Annotated in this window: 14 protein-coding genes and 4 pseudogenes; 11 read left to right on the top strand and 7 right to left on the bottom strand. The window is 67.5% G+C overall.

The window, feature by feature from the left end:
• Nucleotides 1-90 precede the first annotated feature (90 nt).
• Both ABZY11_RS17015 and ABZY11_RS17020 read left to right on the top strand, forming a co-directional pair.
• A pseudogene (locus ABZY11_RS17015) lies at nt 91-393 on the top strand (amidase family protein); the annotation flags it as partial.
• A gap of 232 nt (nt 394-625) precedes the next feature.
• Nucleotides 626-769 (top strand): hypothetical protein, encoded by a 144-nt coding sequence (locus ABZY11_RS17020; protein ID WP_356479919.1) that lies wholly within the window; start codon nt 626-628, stop codon nt 767-769.
• A 321-nt stretch (nt 770-1,090) separates the two neighbouring features.
• On the opposite strand, the gene lpdA is transcribed toward ABZY11_RS17020, so the two are convergent.
• From lpdA to ABZY11_RS17035, 3 genes and pseudogenes are all read right to left on the bottom strand, one after another.
• Nucleotides 1,091-2,503, bottom strand: coding sequence for a dihydrolipoyl dehydrogenase (lpdA, locus tag ABZY11_RS17025; protein WP_356479879.1), 1,413 nt, complete (start codon nt 2,501-2,503; stop codon nt 1,091-1,093).
• A 252-nt stretch (nt 2,504-2,755) separates the two neighbouring features.
• Nucleotides 2,756-3,160 carry a DUF4345 domain-containing protein gene (locus tag ABZY11_RS17030; RefSeq protein ID WP_356479880.1) on the bottom strand — a complete coding sequence of 135 codons (405 nt, stop codon included), beginning with the start codon at nt 3,158-3,160 and terminating at the stop codon, nt 2,756-2,758.
• 369 nt (nt 3,161-3,529) lie between these two features.
• Nucleotides 3,530-3,703: pseudogene (locus tag ABZY11_RS17035) on the bottom strand (alpha/beta hydrolase); the annotation flags it as partial.
• Between the two features lie 63 nt (nt 3,704-3,766).
• Here ABZY11_RS17035 and ABZY11_RS17040 point away from each other — a divergent pair.
• The gene (locus ABZY11_RS17040) at nt 3,767-4,372 is read left to right on the top strand and encodes an ABATE domain-containing protein (protein WP_356479881.1); all 606 of its coding nucleotides are present in this window, start codon (nt 3,767-3,769) and stop codon (nt 4,370-4,372) included.
• 35 nt (nt 4,373-4,407) lie between these two features.
• Here ABZY11_RS17040 and ABZY11_RS17045 read toward each other — a convergent pair whose 3' ends face one another.
• Nucleotides 4,408-4,917, bottom strand: a complete 510-nt coding sequence (locus ABZY11_RS17045; protein WP_356479882.1) for a helix-turn-helix domain-containing protein — start codon at nt 4,915-4,917, stop codon at nt 4,408-4,410.
• Nucleotides 4,918-5,076: 159 nt separating this feature from the next.
• Here ABZY11_RS17045 and ABZY11_RS17050 point away from each other — a divergent pair, with 159 nt between their 5' ends.
• The 8 genes and pseudogenes from ABZY11_RS17050 to ABZY11_RS17085 form a co-directional block, all read left to right on the top strand.
• Nucleotides 5,077-6,090: an NADP-dependent oxidoreductase gene (locus tag ABZY11_RS17050; protein WP_356479883.1), complete on the top strand. Its 1,014-nt coding sequence runs from the start codon at nt 5,077-5,079 to the stop codon at nt 6,088-6,090.
• 64 nt (nt 6,091-6,154) lie between these two features.
• A complete protein-coding gene (locus ABZY11_RS17055) occupies nt 6,155-6,310 on the top strand; it encodes a hypothetical protein (protein ID WP_356479884.1) in 156 nt (51 codons plus the stop codon).
• A gap of 305 nt (nt 6,311-6,615) precedes the next feature.
• Nucleotides 6,616-6,849: a hypothetical protein gene (locus tag ABZY11_RS17060; RefSeq protein WP_356479885.1), complete on the top strand. Its 234-nt coding sequence runs from the start codon at nt 6,616-6,618 to the stop codon at nt 6,847-6,849.
• On the top strand, nt 6,843-7,241 hold the full coding sequence (locus tag ABZY11_RS17065) for a hypothetical protein (protein WP_356479920.1): 399 nt from the start codon (nt 6,843-6,845) through the stop codon (nt 7,239-7,241). Before ABZY11_RS17060 ends, ABZY11_RS17065 begins: the two co-directional genes overlap by 7 nt.
• A complete protein-coding gene (locus ABZY11_RS17070) occupies nt 7,202-7,924 on the top strand; it encodes a hypothetical protein (RefSeq protein ID WP_356479915.1) in 723 nt (240 codons plus the stop codon). The genes ABZY11_RS17065 and ABZY11_RS17070 overlap by 40 nt, the downstream gene beginning before the upstream one ends.
• Nucleotides 7,925-8,526: 602 nt before the next feature.
• Nucleotides 8,527-9,438 (top strand): alpha/beta hydrolase, encoded by a 912-nt coding sequence (locus tag ABZY11_RS17075; RefSeq protein WP_356479886.1) that lies wholly within the window; start codon nt 8,527-8,529, stop codon nt 9,436-9,438.
• 183 nt (nt 9,439-9,621) lie between these two features.
• Nucleotides 9,622-11,497: pseudogene (locus ABZY11_RS17080) on the top strand (AMP-binding protein).
• A gap of 192 nt (nt 11,498-11,689) precedes the next feature.
• A pseudogene (locus tag ABZY11_RS17085) lies at nt 11,690-12,032 on the top strand (alpha/beta hydrolase fold domain-containing protein); the annotation flags it as partial.
• A 208-nt stretch (nt 12,033-12,240) separates the two neighbouring features.
• Here ABZY11_RS17085 and ABZY11_RS17090 read toward each other — a convergent pair.
• The 3 genes from ABZY11_RS17090 to ABZY11_RS17100 all read right to left on the bottom strand — a co-directional run bounded on the left by ABZY11_RS17090 (nt 12,241) and on the right by ABZY11_RS17100 (nt 15,555).
• A complete protein-coding gene (locus ABZY11_RS17090) occupies nt 12,241-12,927 on the bottom strand; it encodes a TetR/AcrR family transcriptional regulator (protein ID WP_356479887.1) in 687 nt (228 codons plus the stop codon).
• Nucleotides 12,928-12,967: 40 nt separating this feature from the next.
• On the bottom strand, nt 12,968-13,729 hold the full coding sequence (locus tag ABZY11_RS17095) for an SDR family oxidoreductase (protein WP_356479888.1): 762 nt from the start codon (nt 13,727-13,729) through the stop codon (nt 12,968-12,970).
• A gap of 227 nt (nt 13,730-13,956) precedes the next feature.
• A complete protein-coding gene (locus ABZY11_RS17100) occupies nt 13,957-15,555 on the bottom strand; it encodes a hypothetical protein (RefSeq protein WP_356479889.1) in 1,599 nt (532 codons plus the stop codon).
• Nucleotides 15,556-15,842: the final 287 nt, after the last annotated feature.

Consider the following 15,842-nt stretch of genomic DNA (forward strand, 5'->3'; position numbering starts at 1 on the left):
CCCTTGTACGACGGCGGCGCGCTGTCCACGGACGACCCCTCCCAGCATGACCAACCCGAAGATCATCCCACCCGGTCAGTCAACGTGACAGTGCCCGCCGAAGCGGTCAAGCGGCTGCACGCGGCCGGTGCCGTGATCATGGGCAAGAGCAACATGCCTCCGGGCAACCAGGACGTCCAGGCCGACAACCCTGTGTTCGGCCCCTCATCGAACCCGTGGGACACCACCCGCACCTCGGGCGGATCCGCCGGAGGCGGCGCCGTCGCCACCGCCGCGGGCCTCACCACGTTCGACTTCGGCTCGGAGATCGGTGGATCGACCAGGATCCCGTCCCACTTCAACGGCCTGTACGGTCACAAGTCGACCTGGCGGTCGATACCGCTCATCGGGCATGTGCCATACGGCCCGGGCGCCGGACGATGGACGGAAGCCGACATGGCCTGCGGCGGCGCACAGGTCCGAGAGCAGGGCGGGTCCGGCGTCGCCCCGCGGGTGCCCTACTGGGACCAGGCCAAGTGCTTGCCAGTCGGCAAAGCACACACTCCCTCGATCCGTCCCGGACTGGCCGGACGCCTGTTGAACTGCCGTCGCCAACGTCTCCGGAGGGCCGGCAACGACCATCCCCGTGCGCAAGGGCAGAAGCGGACTGCCCATCGGTCTGCAGGCCATGGGCCCGAGCGGAGGCGATCTCACCACCATCGAATTCGCCGCACTGCTCGGCCGGGAAGTAGACGGCTTCGTACCGCCTCCGGCCCTCGTCCAGATCTGACCGCCCAACCCAGGCAACCAGGAAAACGACGCACACCACCCGACCCGCAACGTGTCACGGCTGCCGATTCCGCCTGCCAGTTCTCCAGAGCACACCGCGACCTCCTCAGCGACGACCGCATCGCATCGCGCACGACGTCTTCGGCGCCGCAGCAAACCAGATCGCAACCCAGCCAAGGTCGCGGCCAGGTCGTAGATCTCGTACAGGGCGATCCTGCCGGGCGCTCCTGTTCGGGAAGTCTCGGAGGCCCTCGCAGGCTCAAAGGGCGCGAAGCCGATCCGAGCCCCAGCGGGCCCTGTTGCCGCCGCGGCGAGCACCCCTCTACATGTTGATCATGTGGCCGGCGAGGCCGTGGACGGCTTCCTTGACCGCTTCGCCGAGGGTGGGGTGGGCGTGGACGTTGCGGGCGACCTCGTGGACCGTGAGGTCCCACTGCTGGGCCAGGGTCAGCTCGGGGAGGAGTTCGGTGACGTCGGGTCCGATGAGGTGACCGCCGAGGAGCTCGCCGTACTTGGCGTCGCTGATCAGCTTCACGAACCCGCTTGCGTCGCCCAGGCCATGGGCCTTGGCGTTCGCGGTGAACGGGAACTTGGCGACCTGGACGTCGAAGCCCTTCTCCCGTGCCTGCGCCTCGGTGTAACCGAAGCTGGCGATCTGCGGCTGGCAGAAGGTGGATCGCGGGATCATCACGTAGTCCAGCTCCATGGTCTCCGCGTCCGCGATCGTCTCGGCCGCGACCACGCCCATGGCCTCGGCGGCGTGCGCGAGCATCAGCTTCGCGGTGACGTCGCCAATGGCGTAGATGTGCGGAACCGAGGTGCGGCAACGGCCGTCGACATCGATCGCGCCGCGCTCGGTGACCCGCACGCCGGTGTTCTCCAGGCCGTAGCCGGTGACGTTCGGCGCGAAGCCGATCGCCTGCAGGACCTTGTCGGTCTCGAGGACCTGCTGGGCGCCGTCCTTGCCGGTGACGGTGACGCGGACCTGCGGACCGGACTCGTCGATCGACTCGACGCGGGTCGAGGTGAGGACGTCGATGCCCAACTTCCGGTACTGCTTGGCCAGTTCGGCGGAGACCTCGGCGTCCTCCAGCGGGGCGATCCGGTCCAGGAACTCGACGATCGTGACCTTCACGCCGTAGTTGTGCAGTACGTACGCGAACTCGACACCGATGGCCCCGGCGCCCGCGATCACGATCGACCGCGGCAGGTCCTCGGCGAGGATCTGCTCCTCGAACGTCACCACGCGCGCCGTACGGCGGGTGCCGGGCAGCAGCTTGGGGCTCGCCCCGGCGGCGATGATGCAGTGATCGAAGCCGATGGTGCGGGTGTTGCCGTCGTAGTCGGCCACCTGGAGCGTGTGCGGGTCGAGGAAGGCGCCGCGACCGCTGATTTCCGTGATCTTGTTCTTCTTCATCAGGTAGTGGACGCCCTTGACCCGGCCGTCCGCGACCCGGCGGCTGCGGCGGAAGGCCTCCCCGTAGTCGAAGGAGACCTCCCCCTCGACCTTGATGCCGAACGTCTTCGCCTCGCGGGTGAAGATGTGTGCGAGCTCGGCGTTGCGCAGCAGGGCCTTGGTGGGGATACAGCCCACGTTCAGGCAGACGCCGCCCCAGTACTTCTCCTCGACGACGGCGACACGTTTGCCCAGTTGGGCGGCCCGGATGGCGGCTACGTATCCGCCGGGGCCCGCGCCGAGTACGACGACGTCGAAGCGCTCACCCTGCTCGTCCATGGACTGCTTCCTTTCCGCTGGGGCGGCCCACCCCCTTCGCGAGGGGGCACACTCACTCCCGATCGAACGATCTGTTCATCAACACGCCGGCGGCGGCATCGGCCGGCTCCCGTAGCGGGGAAACGGTGGAGGCGACCGTGTGGTCCACCATCTCGAACGGCGGCTTCCCGGCGTCAGCTTCAGCGTCACGCAGCGGTGATCTATGCCCGGCCAGCTGTTGTCGTGCGCCCTGCCACACGGGGGCGTTGACTGTCAGGCGGCCTCCCTCAGCTGCGGGGAGGAGTCCTCCACCCGCAACACATAGGCCGCAGCGCCGGCGTAGGAAGCCTCGACGACAAGAACGGCGATCAGCAGCGGATGGGGCCACCCATCCGCCACGATGCTGACCAGGCGCCCCACAGCCAGGCCGCTCATGAAGGTGAACAACGTGATGAGCGAAGTCCTGGTGTACCGCGTATTGGAGGCTCCCAGGCAGAACAGGATCGCCACGGCTACGAACAGTGACCCGGAACCGCTCCTGAAAATGTTCGCCTCCGATGGCGACTGGATGTCGACCCCGTAGATGTCGAGCAGGAGGTGGGGAGCCAGGAGATAGATCAACCCGATCACGGCGATCCCGAGGCCCGCGGAACCAAGAACCGGCTTCTTCAGACTCATCTTTCTGATACCTCCGGTGTGGGAGCTCATCGAAGAAGCTCCAGAACATGCGGTACGAACTGCTCGTGGTGTTGGAAGACGCCGCCAGGGCCGGCATCGGGGTAGATCCGAAGTGAGGCGTTCTGCAGGCGATGCGCGAGGTCGAACGATGCTCGTGTTGGATGCATGCGGTCGTCCTCGCCGTCTGCAGCCGTTCGCGACCAGAACGGGATGCCGGATCAGGGAGAGGTCCATCGGTGCTTGATTTCCCCAGCGAAGAATCGCCTTGAGCTGGGCAGCGACCCTCTCGGTGAGGTATCGGATGCGGCCTGTCCTGGCGGGATCCCGGAAGATCACCGGAACGGGCGATCATGCCCCACGACCGCAGCCTGGCGCCACAACAGTGTGGTCGGCCGCAAGATCCGTCAGCACCGGCCGCCAGCAGTCGGAGGTCTGCGGCCAGCCGTGGAGCAGCACGAGCAGGGGGCCGGATCCCGCCCGGACGTAGTGCAGGCGGACCCCGTCCACCTGCGCCACTCCGGTCGTCACTGTCGGCTGTCCCATCAATGCGCCTCCTCGGCACGGCTAACCGTCTTAGACGGTTAAGCTAACGTGCAGAATGGAGGAGTGGCAACGGACGACATGTGGATCTGGGACGGCGGGCGGGTCTGCCTGGACTTCACCAACACCCTCCGCTACCGGTGTCGGACCGCGCCGGAGGAGACTCTCCGGAACCCGGACGACCTGGTCCTCTGGCTTCAGCAGGCCGGCCTGCTCACACCGGGCTCCCACGACAGCGCCGATGCCGCCGTCCTGGCGTCGGGTCGACGACTGCGCGAGACGGTCGACCGGGCCGTACTCGCCGTCGCCGACGACCGGCTGCCCTTGTCCGGCGACATCACCGTGCTCAACCGATCAGCAGCGGAGGCTCCTCGACCCGCCTTGCAGATCGCCGTCACGGACCGGCGCCTGGAGCCCGCCGGAACCGCGAGCATCGCCGCCGACGCCGCGGCCGCGCTGGCGCTGATCGCCCAGGACGCCGTCGATCTGCTTCTGTCCTCCGAGATCCGGCGGGTACGTGTCTGCGGCGCGGACGAATGCGCCCTGCGCTTCGTGGACCGCTCCCCCGCCCGCAACCGCCGCTGGTGCTCCATGTCCCGCTGCGGCAACCGCACGAAGGTCCGCCTCCACCAGGCCCGGGCCAGACGGAGTGAGGACACCCCGGCAGACTGAGCCCATCACGAACTCCTGGCACCACCGCGCTCAGTTCACTCGGCGGGCCTGAGGCGGAAGGCGGGGCCGGGGATGCTCTCGATGTCTTCCGGCCGCACGGCGTGGCCCCGGTCGCAGCGGATCTGGGCGTCGACGTGCGCGCCGCAGCCACGGTGCCTGGAGAGCATGGCCGGGCCCTCCGGGTCGGCGCGGTAGCGGTCGCCCCACTGCAGGAGCCCCATCACGGCCGGGACCAGATCCACACCCTTGCGCGTGATCACGTACTTCGGCCGGCTGCGCGAGCCAGGCTCCTTGTAGGTCTCGGTGGCCAGGATCCCTTCCTCCACGAGCATCCGAAGCCGCGCCGCGAGGAGGTTGCGAGGACAGCCGAGGACGCGTTCGAACTCACTGAAACGGGACGAGCCGTAATAGACCTCGCGCAGGATCAGGATCGTCCACTTCTCGCCCACGACCTCAAGGGTCCGGGCGATCGAGCAGTTCGACGCGTCCCGGTCGAGACGGGGGTCCACGCCGGCGTCCTGCAAAGCTTCGGTCGTTGCATCCATGGGGATGATTCTAACCCCTTTGAGTTTACTTTTCCATACTCAGCCAGTAGCGTCGTGGCCGGCACATCAACCCGGCCGCACGCGAGCAACGGGCGCGCAGGGGGACCCGCCCGAAGAATCGCATCAGCCACCGAAACACCGCGCAGAAAGGCGGCCGACATGAAGGCCTTCGTCGTCGAGAAGTACGGCAAGGACGGCGTCCGCGCCGCAGATGTGCCCGAGCCCACCATCGGCGCCCGCGACGTCCTGGTCAGAGTGGGCGCCGCCAGCATCAACCCGCTGGACAAGATGGTCCGCAACGGGGAGTTCAAGCAGATCCTGAAGTACAAGCGCCCGTTCGTGCTCGGCCACGACGTGGCGGGCGTCGTGACACAGGTCGGCTCCGCCGTACACGGCTTCAAGGTCGGCGACGAGGTCTACGCCCGCCCGCGCGACCTGCGGGTCGGAGGCTTCGCGGAGTTCATCGCGATCGACGCGGACGATGTCGCCCCCAAGCCGGCCTCACTCTCCCTGGAGGAGGCGGCCGCGGTGCCGCTGGTGGCCCTGACCGCCTGGCAGATCCTCGTCGAGCGCGCGCACGTGAAGCCGGGGCAGAAAGTGCTCGTCCACGCCGGAGCCGGCGGCCTCGGGTCGACGGTCATCCAGCTCGCCAAGCACCTCGGCGCCACGGTGGCGACGACCGCGAACACCAGGTCCGAGGAGTTGGTCAGGAGCCTTGGCGCCGACGTCGTCGTCGACTACACCAAGGAAGACTTCTCCAAGGTGCTCTCCGGCTACGACCTGGTGCTGGACTCCCTGGGCGGGGCGAACCTCGAGAAGTCACTGACCGTACTGAAGCCCGGCGGCCTGGCCATCAGTGTCGTCGGCCCGCCCGACGCCGGTTTCGCCAAGCAGCTCGGCGCCCCCTCCGTCATGGGCCTGATCATGAACACGCTCAGCCGCAAGGTCCGCAAGCAGGCCAAGGCGCTGGGCGTGCGCTACGAGTTCTTCTTCATGCAGGCCAACGGCTCACAGCTACGCAAGCTCGGCGCCCTCTACGACAGCGGGAAACTCCGCCCGGTCATCGACAGCACCTTCCCCTTCGACCAGACGCTCGAGGCGATGACACACGTGGAGCAGGGCCGCACCAAGGCCGGCAAGGTCGTGGTCTCCATGGCGCCCGACAACGACTGAGACGCGGCCGGCAACAGCCCCTCCGTTCCGGCACAGTGACCGGAGGGGTCACGACACCGCCGCGATGGCATGGGGCATCCTGCAGTGCGGACTCTTCGTCGCCACCGACTGGCTGTACGAGAATCGAAGTACGCGGTCGTCCGATCCCATCGAGCAGTCTCTGACCGGCGTGCTCCACAGCCAGATGCCGGATGCCGTCCCCGACAGTTCCTGGCGGTGAAGCGGTGACCATGAACATCCTGGGCTCGGGCGTACTGGACCCCATCGGTTCAGACGCGAGACGGCCCGTGATCCTCGCCTTCCTGATCTTCATCGGAGTATCTCTGCTGTGGCTCTTCACACTGGCCACGGCGGAGAATGACAGCCCGGAAGGGCTCTATGTCGCCGACCGGGCCCTCTCCCCCGTCTTCAACGGATTCGCGCTGGCCGGCGAGCAGATCTCGGTCGTCACTCTGCTGACAGTCTCCGGGGGCACTGCCCTGTTCGGTTACGACGGCTTCACTTTCGCCCCTCGACGGCCTTCTCATGCTCGGCGTGCTGCTGCTCTTCGCGCAGAAGATACGCAACAGCGGTCGCTACGCTCTCGGCGACCTCTTCTCCTTGCGGGCGTCAGGTTCGGGGCCCCGGATCGTCGCGACCGCGGTGACACTGGCCATCACGATTCCCATCCTCATGATCCAACTGCGGGCCGCCGGCACCAGCACGGCCCTGCTGATCGGCGCCTCGTCCGACGGGACCGAGGTGATCTGTACGTGCTGATGGGCTGCCTCGTCGCCTGCGTCGCGGCGGTGGCGGGTCTGCGGGGCAACAGTTTCATGCACGTCGCCAAGGTACCCATCACCCTGGCGACGCTCGCGGTGGTCACACTGCTGGCCCTCAGGAAATTCGACTGGGATCCAGGATCGATGCTGTCGGCCGCGATAGACAAAAGCGTGGCACCGGACGACTACCTGAGTCCGGGGTTGTGGCCGTACACGGCGAGCTTCGGGCCGCTCAACACATTCGGCAACCACATGGTCTTCATCCTCGGCACGGCCGTGATGCCTCACCTGCTCCTACGGATCGGTGCGTCTCGGACCGGGCAGGCGGCGCGGCGCGGCGCTCCACGGGTATCGCCACAGGACTGGTCGGTGTCTTCATCCTCCTCCTGATCGCCACGGGGTTCGCATCAGCGGCCGTGGTGGGCGCCGCCGGTATCGGTGCAGTCGATCCCAGCGGGCAGTCGTCCCCGATCCTGCTGGCTGCGGGCGTGCTCCGTGACGGTTCGACAGGACGCGTCGTGCTCATCACGCTCATGGCGTGCGTCATCTTCCTCGCCGTGCTCACAACTGTGACCAGTGTGACGTTCTTTTTCGCCGCCGCCGTCTCGTTCGCCCATGACGTGTTCGCGCGAGGCAGGCGCCGCCGTACCGAAACCGGGGAAATACGAGCACTGCGCGCAGGCGCCGTCATCGTGGGCGCGGTGGGCCTTTCACTGGCCGCTGCCATCCACCGGTATCCGACTGATTTCCTGGTGCTTTCTCGATCAGTGTCGCGGCGTCATGCATCTTCCCCGCATTGGTCTACTCGTTCTTCTGGCGCCGGTTCAACCGCAGAGGACTACTGTGGTCCGTTTACGGCGGTCTACTGTTCTGCACCGTCCTCACGGCTTTCTCGCCCGTCGTCTCGGGAACCGTGTTCGCGCTGTGGCCGGAAGCACACTTCGACTGGTATCCGTTCCAGACCCCAGGCCTGGTTTCCGTACCTGCAGCGTTCGTTCTCGGGTGGCTCGGCAGCGTCAGCTCACCCCAGGATTCCGAACGCGAGTTTCGCGGCCTGCAGTACAGGGTCCTGACGGGAAGGGAACTCGGATCCCGGGCCGCCGATCTGCAGCGGTAGGAGTTCCGGGGGGTTGATCGCTTCGCGAGAGGACCGGCGGGGGACTTGCTGTTGCCTCGTCAGCGCAGAAGGCGGCTCCTTTGCCGCTCCCCCTTTCTCGGTGTGCTGCGGGGCCGTCCGCAGCTCCGGTAGACACAAGTGCGCCCACAGCACCGCCCTCCCGCATCCGCACCAGGCGTCGTTCTCAGTGACCACCTGAAGGGTGAAGGCGAACTCGCGGGCGGCCCAGCCGACAAGTGGTCGACGCAACCGTTGCGCAGGTCAGATGCAGTCTCCGCAAGCACTCCGGCAGGGACACGCCGTACCAGATCTGCACGGGATCAGAGCCCTCTACGTCTCACCGACGGCCCCCCGGGGTCCGGGCGATCGAGCCGCTGGACGTGCTCCCCGGTCGAGACGGGGCCCATCTCCGATGCCCTGAAGGATCTCCTTGCATCCATCAGGGCGATCTCGTCTGAGTTTACTTTTCCATACTCAGCCAGTAGTGTCATGACCAGCGATCGACCCGGCTGCCGCAGGGGAACCCGGCACGGCACCCGCCTGAGAAGGAGCACCACCATGGGAATAAGCCCAGAGGCACACGAGTTCGCGGAGTTCCTCGCGAGTGTGAGCGCGAAGTCGTCGACACCGGGCCTCGACCTGGCCGTCATCCGTGACATCATCGACTCGAGCCACAAGGCGTCGACCGAGCCGGAAGGCGTCACCTACGCCGAAGTGGACGCGGACGGCGTCCCCGCGCTGTGGGCCACCCCCGAGGGGGCCGACCCCGACCGCGCGCTGCTGCACTTCCACTTCGGTGGTTCTGTCGCGGCCTCCATGCACTCCGACCGCAAGGCCGCGGGCCACATCGCGAAGGCGGCCGGCGCCCGCTCGCTGGTCGTGGACTTCCGCCTGGCGCCCGAACACCCCTACCCGGCGCAGCTCGACGACGCCGAGACCGCCTACCGGTGGCTGCTCTCCCAGGGCTACGAGCCGCGGAACATCGGCAGTACCGGCCACTCGATCGGCGGCACCCTCGCGGTGATGCTGCCGCTGCGCCTGCTCGCCAAGGGCGAGGCCACGCCCGGCGCGATCGTCAGCGTCTCCCCCTGGACCGACCTCACGCTCCGGAACCCGGCGGTGGACGCCAACGAGACGAACGACAAGATACTCAGCCGGGGGTCCCTGGAGTTCTTCCGCGAAGCCTGGCTGCAGGACCCCGCCGTGGACTTCACCGACCCGCAGATCAGCCTCGTGAACGCCGACCTGACCGGCCTGCCGCCCACGCTCGTCCACTACGGTGAGTACGAGACCCTCGCCGACGACGGCGCCCAGCTCGGCCGCCGCCTCGCGGACTTCAAGGTCACCACCGAGACCCACGCGATGCCCGAAGGGCAGCACTCGTTCATCATGGGCGCCGGACGCGTACCCGAGGTGGACCAGGCCATCGGGCAGATGGGCCAGTGGCTCCGCAAGCACCTCGGCACGTGAGCGAAAGCCGCGCCTGACGTCAGGCCTGTCCGCCAGGCCGCCGCACCACCGCGATGCCGGTGACCGGGTTCACCGGTCACCGGCATCCTGCTCGACCACGCCGACCGGCATGCGGTGCTTGTGTTCGACACTGTTCCGCACGCTGTCACACCACCGTCCCTCGATGCCACAAAGGAGTGCGCGATGGGAACGTACGAGGATGTCTTCCGCGCCAGTACCGAGGACCCGGAGAGCTTCTGGCTGAAGGCGGCGGAGGGCATCAACTGGGACGTCGCCCCGCGCCGCGCCCTGGACTCCTCCGGCGCGCCCTTCTACCGCTGGTTTCCCGACGGACGGCTCAACGTCTGTTTCAACGCGCTCGACCGGCATGTCGAGGCCGGCCGGGGTGAACAGCCCGCGCTCATCCACGACTCACCCGTGACCGACACCCAACGCACCTACACCTACGCGCAGTTGAGGGACGAGGTGGCGGCCTTCGCCGGAGCACTGGCGGGGCACGGCGACCGGGTCGTCATCTACATGCCGATGGTCCCCGAGGCCGTCGTCGCGATGCTGGCCTGTGCACGGATCGGCGCGGTGCACTCGGTCGTCTTCGGCGGGTTCGCCCCGCGCGAACTCGCCCTGCGCATCGACGACGCGGCCCCCAAGGTCGTGGTCTCCGCCTCCTGCGGCATCGAGGGCAAGCGGGTCATCGCGTACAAGCCCCTTCTCGACCAGGCGATCGAACTCGCGGCCCACAAGCCCGACAAGAGCGTGCTCCTGCAACGCCCGCAGGAGCGGGCCGAGTTGGGGCCCGACGATCTCGACTGGGCCGACGCGGTCGCGGCCGCAACGCCGGCCGACTGCCTTCCCGTCGCCGCCACCGATCCCCTCTACATCCTCTACACGTCCGGAACGACCGGAAAACCCAAGGGAGTCGTGCGTGACTGCGGCGGCTACGCGGTCGCGCTCCAGTGGTCGATGGGCGCCGTCTACGATGTGGGCCCGGGCGAGACCATGTTCACCGGCTCCGACGTCGGCTGGGTCGTCGGGCACTCCTGCATCGTCTACGGCCCCTGCTGGCCGGAGCCACCACGGTCCTTTACGAGGGCAAGCCGGTCGGCACCCCCGACGCGGGCCAGTTCTGGCGCGTCGCCGCCGACCACCGGGTCAAGACCATGTTCACGGCGCCCACCGCATTCCGGGCCATCCGCAAGGAGGACCCGAAGGGAACACTCACTGCGGATCACGACCTGAGCGGCCTGCGCCACCTGTTCCTCGCCGGCGAGCGCCTCGACCCCGAGACCTACCACTGGGCGAGCACCCTCCTGGGCATCCCGGTGATCGACCACTGGTGGCAGACCGAGACCGGCTGGCCCATCGTCGCCAACCCGGTCGGCATCGAAGCCGCTCCCCTCAAGCCCGGGTCCCCCACCCGCCCGCTGCCGGGCTGGGACGTCCGCGTCCTCGATGCCTCGGGCGAGCCGGTACCAGCGGGTGTCGACGGTGCGATCGTGGTGAAGCTCCCCCTGCCGCCCGGCGCGCTCCCCACCTCTGGAACGACGACGACCGCTTCGTCGCCTCCTACCTCTCCGCATACAACGGCTACTACCTCACCGGCGACAGCGGCCACATCGACGACGACGGCTACGTCTTCGTCATGGGCCGCACCGACGACGTCATCAACGTCGCCGGACACCGGCTGTCCACCGGCAGCATGGAAGAGGCCCTGGCCGCCCACCCCGACGTCGCCGAATGTGCCGTCATCGGCGTCGCCGACGAACTCAAGGGACAGATCCCGCGCGGCTTCGTCGTCCTCAAGACAGGCAGCGACCGAGAACCGGGCGAGGTCGAGGCCGAACTCGTCCAGCTCGTACGCGAGCGCATCGGCGCCGTCGCCTCCCTCAAGGACGTCACGGTCGTGGCCGCCCTGCCAAAGACCCGCTCGGGCAAGATCCTGCGCAAGACCATGCGCGGCATCGCCGACGGCCACGACGAACCCATCCCCTCCACCGTCGACGACCCCGGCGTCATCGAAACCCTGCGCCCGGTTCTCCGCCGCGCCGATCGCACGCCGTGAACGGCTGCCCCGGGACATGAGCCACGGGGAGCACGTTCCACACCGACGGACGTCGGTGCCGATCACCTCGCACGCGCTGGACAGTTTGACGACTCTGGCTGACAACCGTGCCGATCGCCCGCACCGTGCCCGTGTCCACGGTGATCCGCCCAAGGAAATCACCGTCAAGTCCAGCGAGGTGTACGCCACGCGATGGCGGGCCTCGGCGTGTGGGACCGCACGGCCAACGAGACCGGGTGGACCGCGTTGCTCGGCGAGTGGCGCGGCGGCCCGGATGTCTCCCCGTACGCCGCCCCGGCCCGCGCGGAGGATCTATCCGGGCTGCCCCGGCCTTCCTCGACGTCGGCTCGGCCGAGACGTTCCGCGACGAGGTCGTCACCTACGCCACCCGCCTGTGGCAGGCCGGCGGAGTCGCCGAGCTCCACGTATGGCCCGGCGGCTTCCACGGCTTTGACGGCCTCGTCCCCCAGGCAACCCTCTCCCAGGCCTGCCAGACGCCCAGATGGGGTGGCTGCGCCGACTGCTCGCGGAGTAACGGGGCAGGCCGGAGCCCGAGGGGCACGCGGCCGACGGACTCGACGGTGCGGAGTGCCGACCCGGCTCGGCCGACTGCCGCTGTTGGTTGCGGGAATGACCGGTCGCGCTCGCCCGTGTTCGTTGCCGGTCGAGTCACCCCTACCCGCGCCTGTCATGACAGGGATGACGTCTTGGCGTTGTGGCAGCGTGAACAGGTGGTCCGAGGGTCAGGATCCGGTGCCGTAGCGGCTGAGCATGAGGGCGACGGCTTCGTCCACGATCGCGGCGTCGGTGGGATTGGGCGGGACGAAGTCGGTCCGTACGAGTTGGGGCCACAGGAACTGGCTGCAGATCATGCCGAGGAACTGTTCGGCGACTTCGGCCGCCGACTGCGGCTGTCCGTCGGCCGAACGGAAGTCGAGTGTGCCGGCCTGTGCCTCGGCGTCCAGGTAGTCGCGGAGCCGGTCGAAGAAGGGTCCGCGGTCGATGGCGAAGCCGGTGCCGACGATGTCGGCGAGTTCCGGCATCTGGGGCAGCTCGGTGATGATGAGGCGGCACAGCGCCGCCGTACCGGGCCGCGAGACCAGGCAGGCGTAGTCGCGGCCGATGTGGTCCAGACCGTACCGGGGGTCACCGGGCGGGGGCGGTTCGGCGTACTCCACGTCCAGCTGCCACTGTTCGGAGGTGACGGCCGCGAACAGCGCGGCCTTGGAGGGGTACCGCTTGAACAGGGTGCCGGTGGAGACGCGGGCCTCCTTGGCGATCTGGGCCAGGGAGGTCTTGTCGTATCCCCGGGCGAGGAAGAGGTCGCGGGCGGCACGGATGATGCGCGCGCGGTTCTCCTCCTTGATCTGCGCGTGATACCCGGCCTGGCACGTATCGCCACCGGTCTCCGCTCGGTCCGCCACCGGCATACCCACGCCCCTCGCCAATCTCCCGGCCGCGTCCCCGCTGTCAGAGGACGGTCTGGCCGCCGTCCAGGATAAGGTCCTGGCCCACCGCGAAGGCGGAGGCATCGGAGGCCAGGTACACGACGGCCTCCGCGACCTCCTCGGGCATACCCATGCGACCCAGCGGGATGCCGGCGCTGATTCCCTCCAGCACCGCCGTCTGCTGCGCGGGGTCCTCGATCCCGAGCTTGGAGGCGGAGTACAGCGGGGTGTCCACCGGGCCGGGGCTGACCGCGTTGAACCGGATGCCGTGCGACTTGAGCAGGTCCGCGTTCCACGACCGCATCAGAGAGCCGACAGCCGCCTTTGTCGCGGCGTAGGCGTTCGAATGCACGTAGCCGCCGTGCGCGCTGTTGGACGCGTTGAGGATGACCGAGGACGGGTTGGCCAGCACGGGCACCAGGGCCTGAGTGAGAAAGAAGACGCTCTTGACGTTGATGTCGAAGAGCCGGTCGAAACTGTCCTCCGTGTGCTCCTCGAACGGCCGCCAGTCCGAGACACCGGCGTTCAGGAACACCACGTCCAGCTCCCCGAAGTGCTCACGCACCCGCTCCGCCAGGCCGCGCTGCGCATCGAGATCGCGCGCATCGGCCCGCACCACCGGCACCTTGTCCCCGAGGATCTGCCGCGCCCTGTCGATGCTGGCCGGGGTGACGCCCGTGACCAGCACGTCGGCGCCCTCCGCGATAAAACGCCGCGCGGTCTCCAGACCGATGCCGCTCGTGCCGCCGGTGATGAGGGCGCGCTTGCCCGCAAGACGATTCATGGTGATTGTTCCTCGCCGAGAAGTAAGGTAAGTCGATGGACTCACCATGTGAAGGTAGCTCCCGCACTACCCTTAAGGCAAGTCGATCCACTTACCATCGGTGGCCGGGGGTGGTTCTGCTCAGCCGGGAAGGTGGCGAGCGAGCGGGCCACTTCCGGCGACCGAAGCTCCTACCCGGTCGGCACCCCCTCTCCGAAGCTTTCAGGGGGGCCTGACCGGGGACGTTCTCACTGTTTGTTGAAGGTCACTTCCTTCCCGTCCTGGTCGTAGTCGTAGTCGCCGGTGAAGCCCCAGTTCTTCCAGCCGCCGTCGCCCTTGTTTGTGATGGTTCCCGCGTCCAGGGCGAACACGTCGACACCGTTCACCACCGCGAGGTGTTCGAGACCGGACACTTTGGTGAAGGAAAGGTTGTTGAAGGACTTCGTCGCGATGATGTTCTTGTCGGGGAAGCTGCGGCTGTACTCGTCGATCAGCGAATGGGTCAGCTCGGAGGCGTCGCCAGGCACCTTGCCGGAGTAGTCGGTACCGGGGTACGGGGCGCCGTCCGTGTACTTCGGCGTCTCGTCGTTGAAGTTGACCGTGCCCGAGCCGACGGGGTAGGGGTCGGCGTCCAGATCGGCGGGGTCCGGGGTGTCGAAGTTGACCTTCGAGCCGTCGCGGTCGAAGTTGCCGTACCACGCCCAGTTGGTGTAGCCGCCGTCGCCGTCGTTGCTGAACTCGCCCTTGTCGAAGACGTAGATGTCGAAGACGGCTCGGCCCGATTCGATGTCGTCCCCCTGCTCGGCGTCGTGGTTTTCGTTCGAATTCAGCCGGTACCTGCCCTCGTGGACGAACGAATCCGGTTTCTCGATCCAGTGCGATTTCTGTTCTGAGTGCATCGCGACCACGTTGTAGTCGGGATAGCAGCGGCGCATGTCGTTCACGAGCATCCGTACCGCCTGGGTCGACCCCTCGTCGTCCAGCGGACTGTAGGTGTTGTAGTACCGGCTCCGGTCGGGGGGTTCCTGCCCCTCGACCTGGCAGCCTTCGTCGCCGGGCTTCCAGCCCTCCTTCCGCTTGGGCTTCGACGGCTCCTTGAACGTGACGGTGCGGCTGTCCTCACTGACGTCGTACACGCCGCGGAACCCTCGGTTCTTCCAACCGAGGTCGGCGTCCTCCGCCCAGGTGAACTTGCCGGTCTTGAACGCGTAGATGCGGTACGTCGTGCCGCTGATCTCGACGGTCTCGATCATCGCCGTACCGTCCATCTCCTGCAGATTGCCCTCGTGGGGCTGCGCGATGACGATGTTGTAGCTGGGGAGGCACCAGGCGAGGTCGTCGAGCGTCTGCTTGACCCGTTTCTCCTTGTTCTTTTCATTGTTGACCTTGTCGATGACGAAGTTGGCCAGCCAGGCATACCCCCAGGCGCCGATCTTCCCGGTCACGCCGTTGCCCGGAACAGTTACCGCCGACTGCGAATTTCGCGCCTCGAAGCACATGTCGGGAAGCGCGTTCACCGCCTTCGTGGGGGATGTGCGGGCGGACTTGCTGACTGGCTCGCCAGCTTTGCTGCGGAGAAGGGTGCCAGATTTGACGGGATCATGAGTATCCGTCCCTCTCTCGGTATCGGTGACATCGTTGTCTTCGCCGCAATCGGCGCTGCTGCCCGTGGCCACACCGATGCGGCAGACCTGGCGGTGCGCGGAGCGGGAGATACTGCCCCCGATGGTGGTGGCGGCGATCGCGCCGACCACGACGGCCACGACCCCCAGCAGGGCCAGGTACTCAATCGCTGTCTGCCCCGTGCCCGTGTGTATGCCCTCACGTATTCGGCAGTTGCGTTTCACGTATCACCTCGTCATGGTTCTCTTGCATCACCGGGGCCGTCTGCCCTGGGCCCGGACTGTACCGACGCCCCTGGGGCCCACGGGTAGGGCCCGAAGGCCTGACATCAGGCCTAACGAGTTGTGGGATAGCGGGTGAGGAGTTGTCGGTGGTGGGTGCCATGATCCGCCATGTTGGTCACGGTCAAGCAGGCGGTCCTCGCGCATCCGCTGTTCATGGGCGTCTCCCGGTAGCGTCGGGTCTGCCTGGTAGAGGATCTTGCCCAGTCGTGGCAGGCGCGTGCCGAAGG

Origin of the sequence: Streptomyces sp. NPDC006510, from assembly GCF_040611955.1 — a bacterium.
In the GTDB taxonomy this organism is placed as follows: Bacteria; Actinomycetota; Actinomycetes; order Streptomycetales; family Streptomycetaceae; genus Streptomyces.

What these genes read in the sequence shown, in the direction of transcription:
- ABZY11_RS17075 (WP_356479886.1), top strand. Translation starts at nt 8,527, where the DNA reads ATGGGAATAAGCCCAGAGGCACACGAGTTCGCGGAGTTCCTCGCGAGT.
- ABZY11_RS17055 (WP_356479884.1), top strand. Translation starts at nt 6,155, where the DNA reads ATGGCATGGGGCATCCTGCAGTGCGGACTCTTCGTCGCCACCGACTGG.
- ABZY11_RS17095 (WP_356479888.1), bottom strand. Translation starts at nt 13,729, where the DNA reads ATGAATCGTCTTGCGGGCAAGCGCGCCCTCATCACCGGCGGCACGAGC.
- ABZY11_RS17045 (WP_356479882.1), bottom strand. Translation starts at nt 4,917, where the DNA reads ATGGATGCAACGACCGAAGCTTTGCAGGACGCCGGCGTGGACCCCCGT.
- lpdA (WP_356479879.1), bottom strand. Translation starts at nt 2,503, where the DNA reads ATGGACGAGCAGGGTGAGCGCTTCGACGTCGTCGTACTCGGCGCGGGC.
- ABZY11_RS17060 (WP_356479885.1), top strand. Translation starts at nt 6,616, where the DNA reads ATGCTCGGCGTGCTGCTGCTCTTCGCGCAGAAGATACGCAACAGCGGT.
- ABZY11_RS17090 (WP_356479887.1), bottom strand. Translation starts at nt 12,927, where the DNA reads ATGCCGGTGGCGGACCGAGCGGAGACCGGTGGCGATACGTGCCAGGCC.
- ABZY11_RS17050 (WP_356479883.1), top strand. Translation starts at nt 5,077, where the DNA reads ATGAAGGCCTTCGTCGTCGAGAAGTACGGCAAGGACGGCGTCCGCGCC.
- ABZY11_RS17030 (WP_356479880.1), bottom strand. Translation starts at nt 3,160, where the DNA reads ATGAGTCTGAAGAAGCCGGTTCTTGGTTCCGCGGGCCTCGGGATCGCC.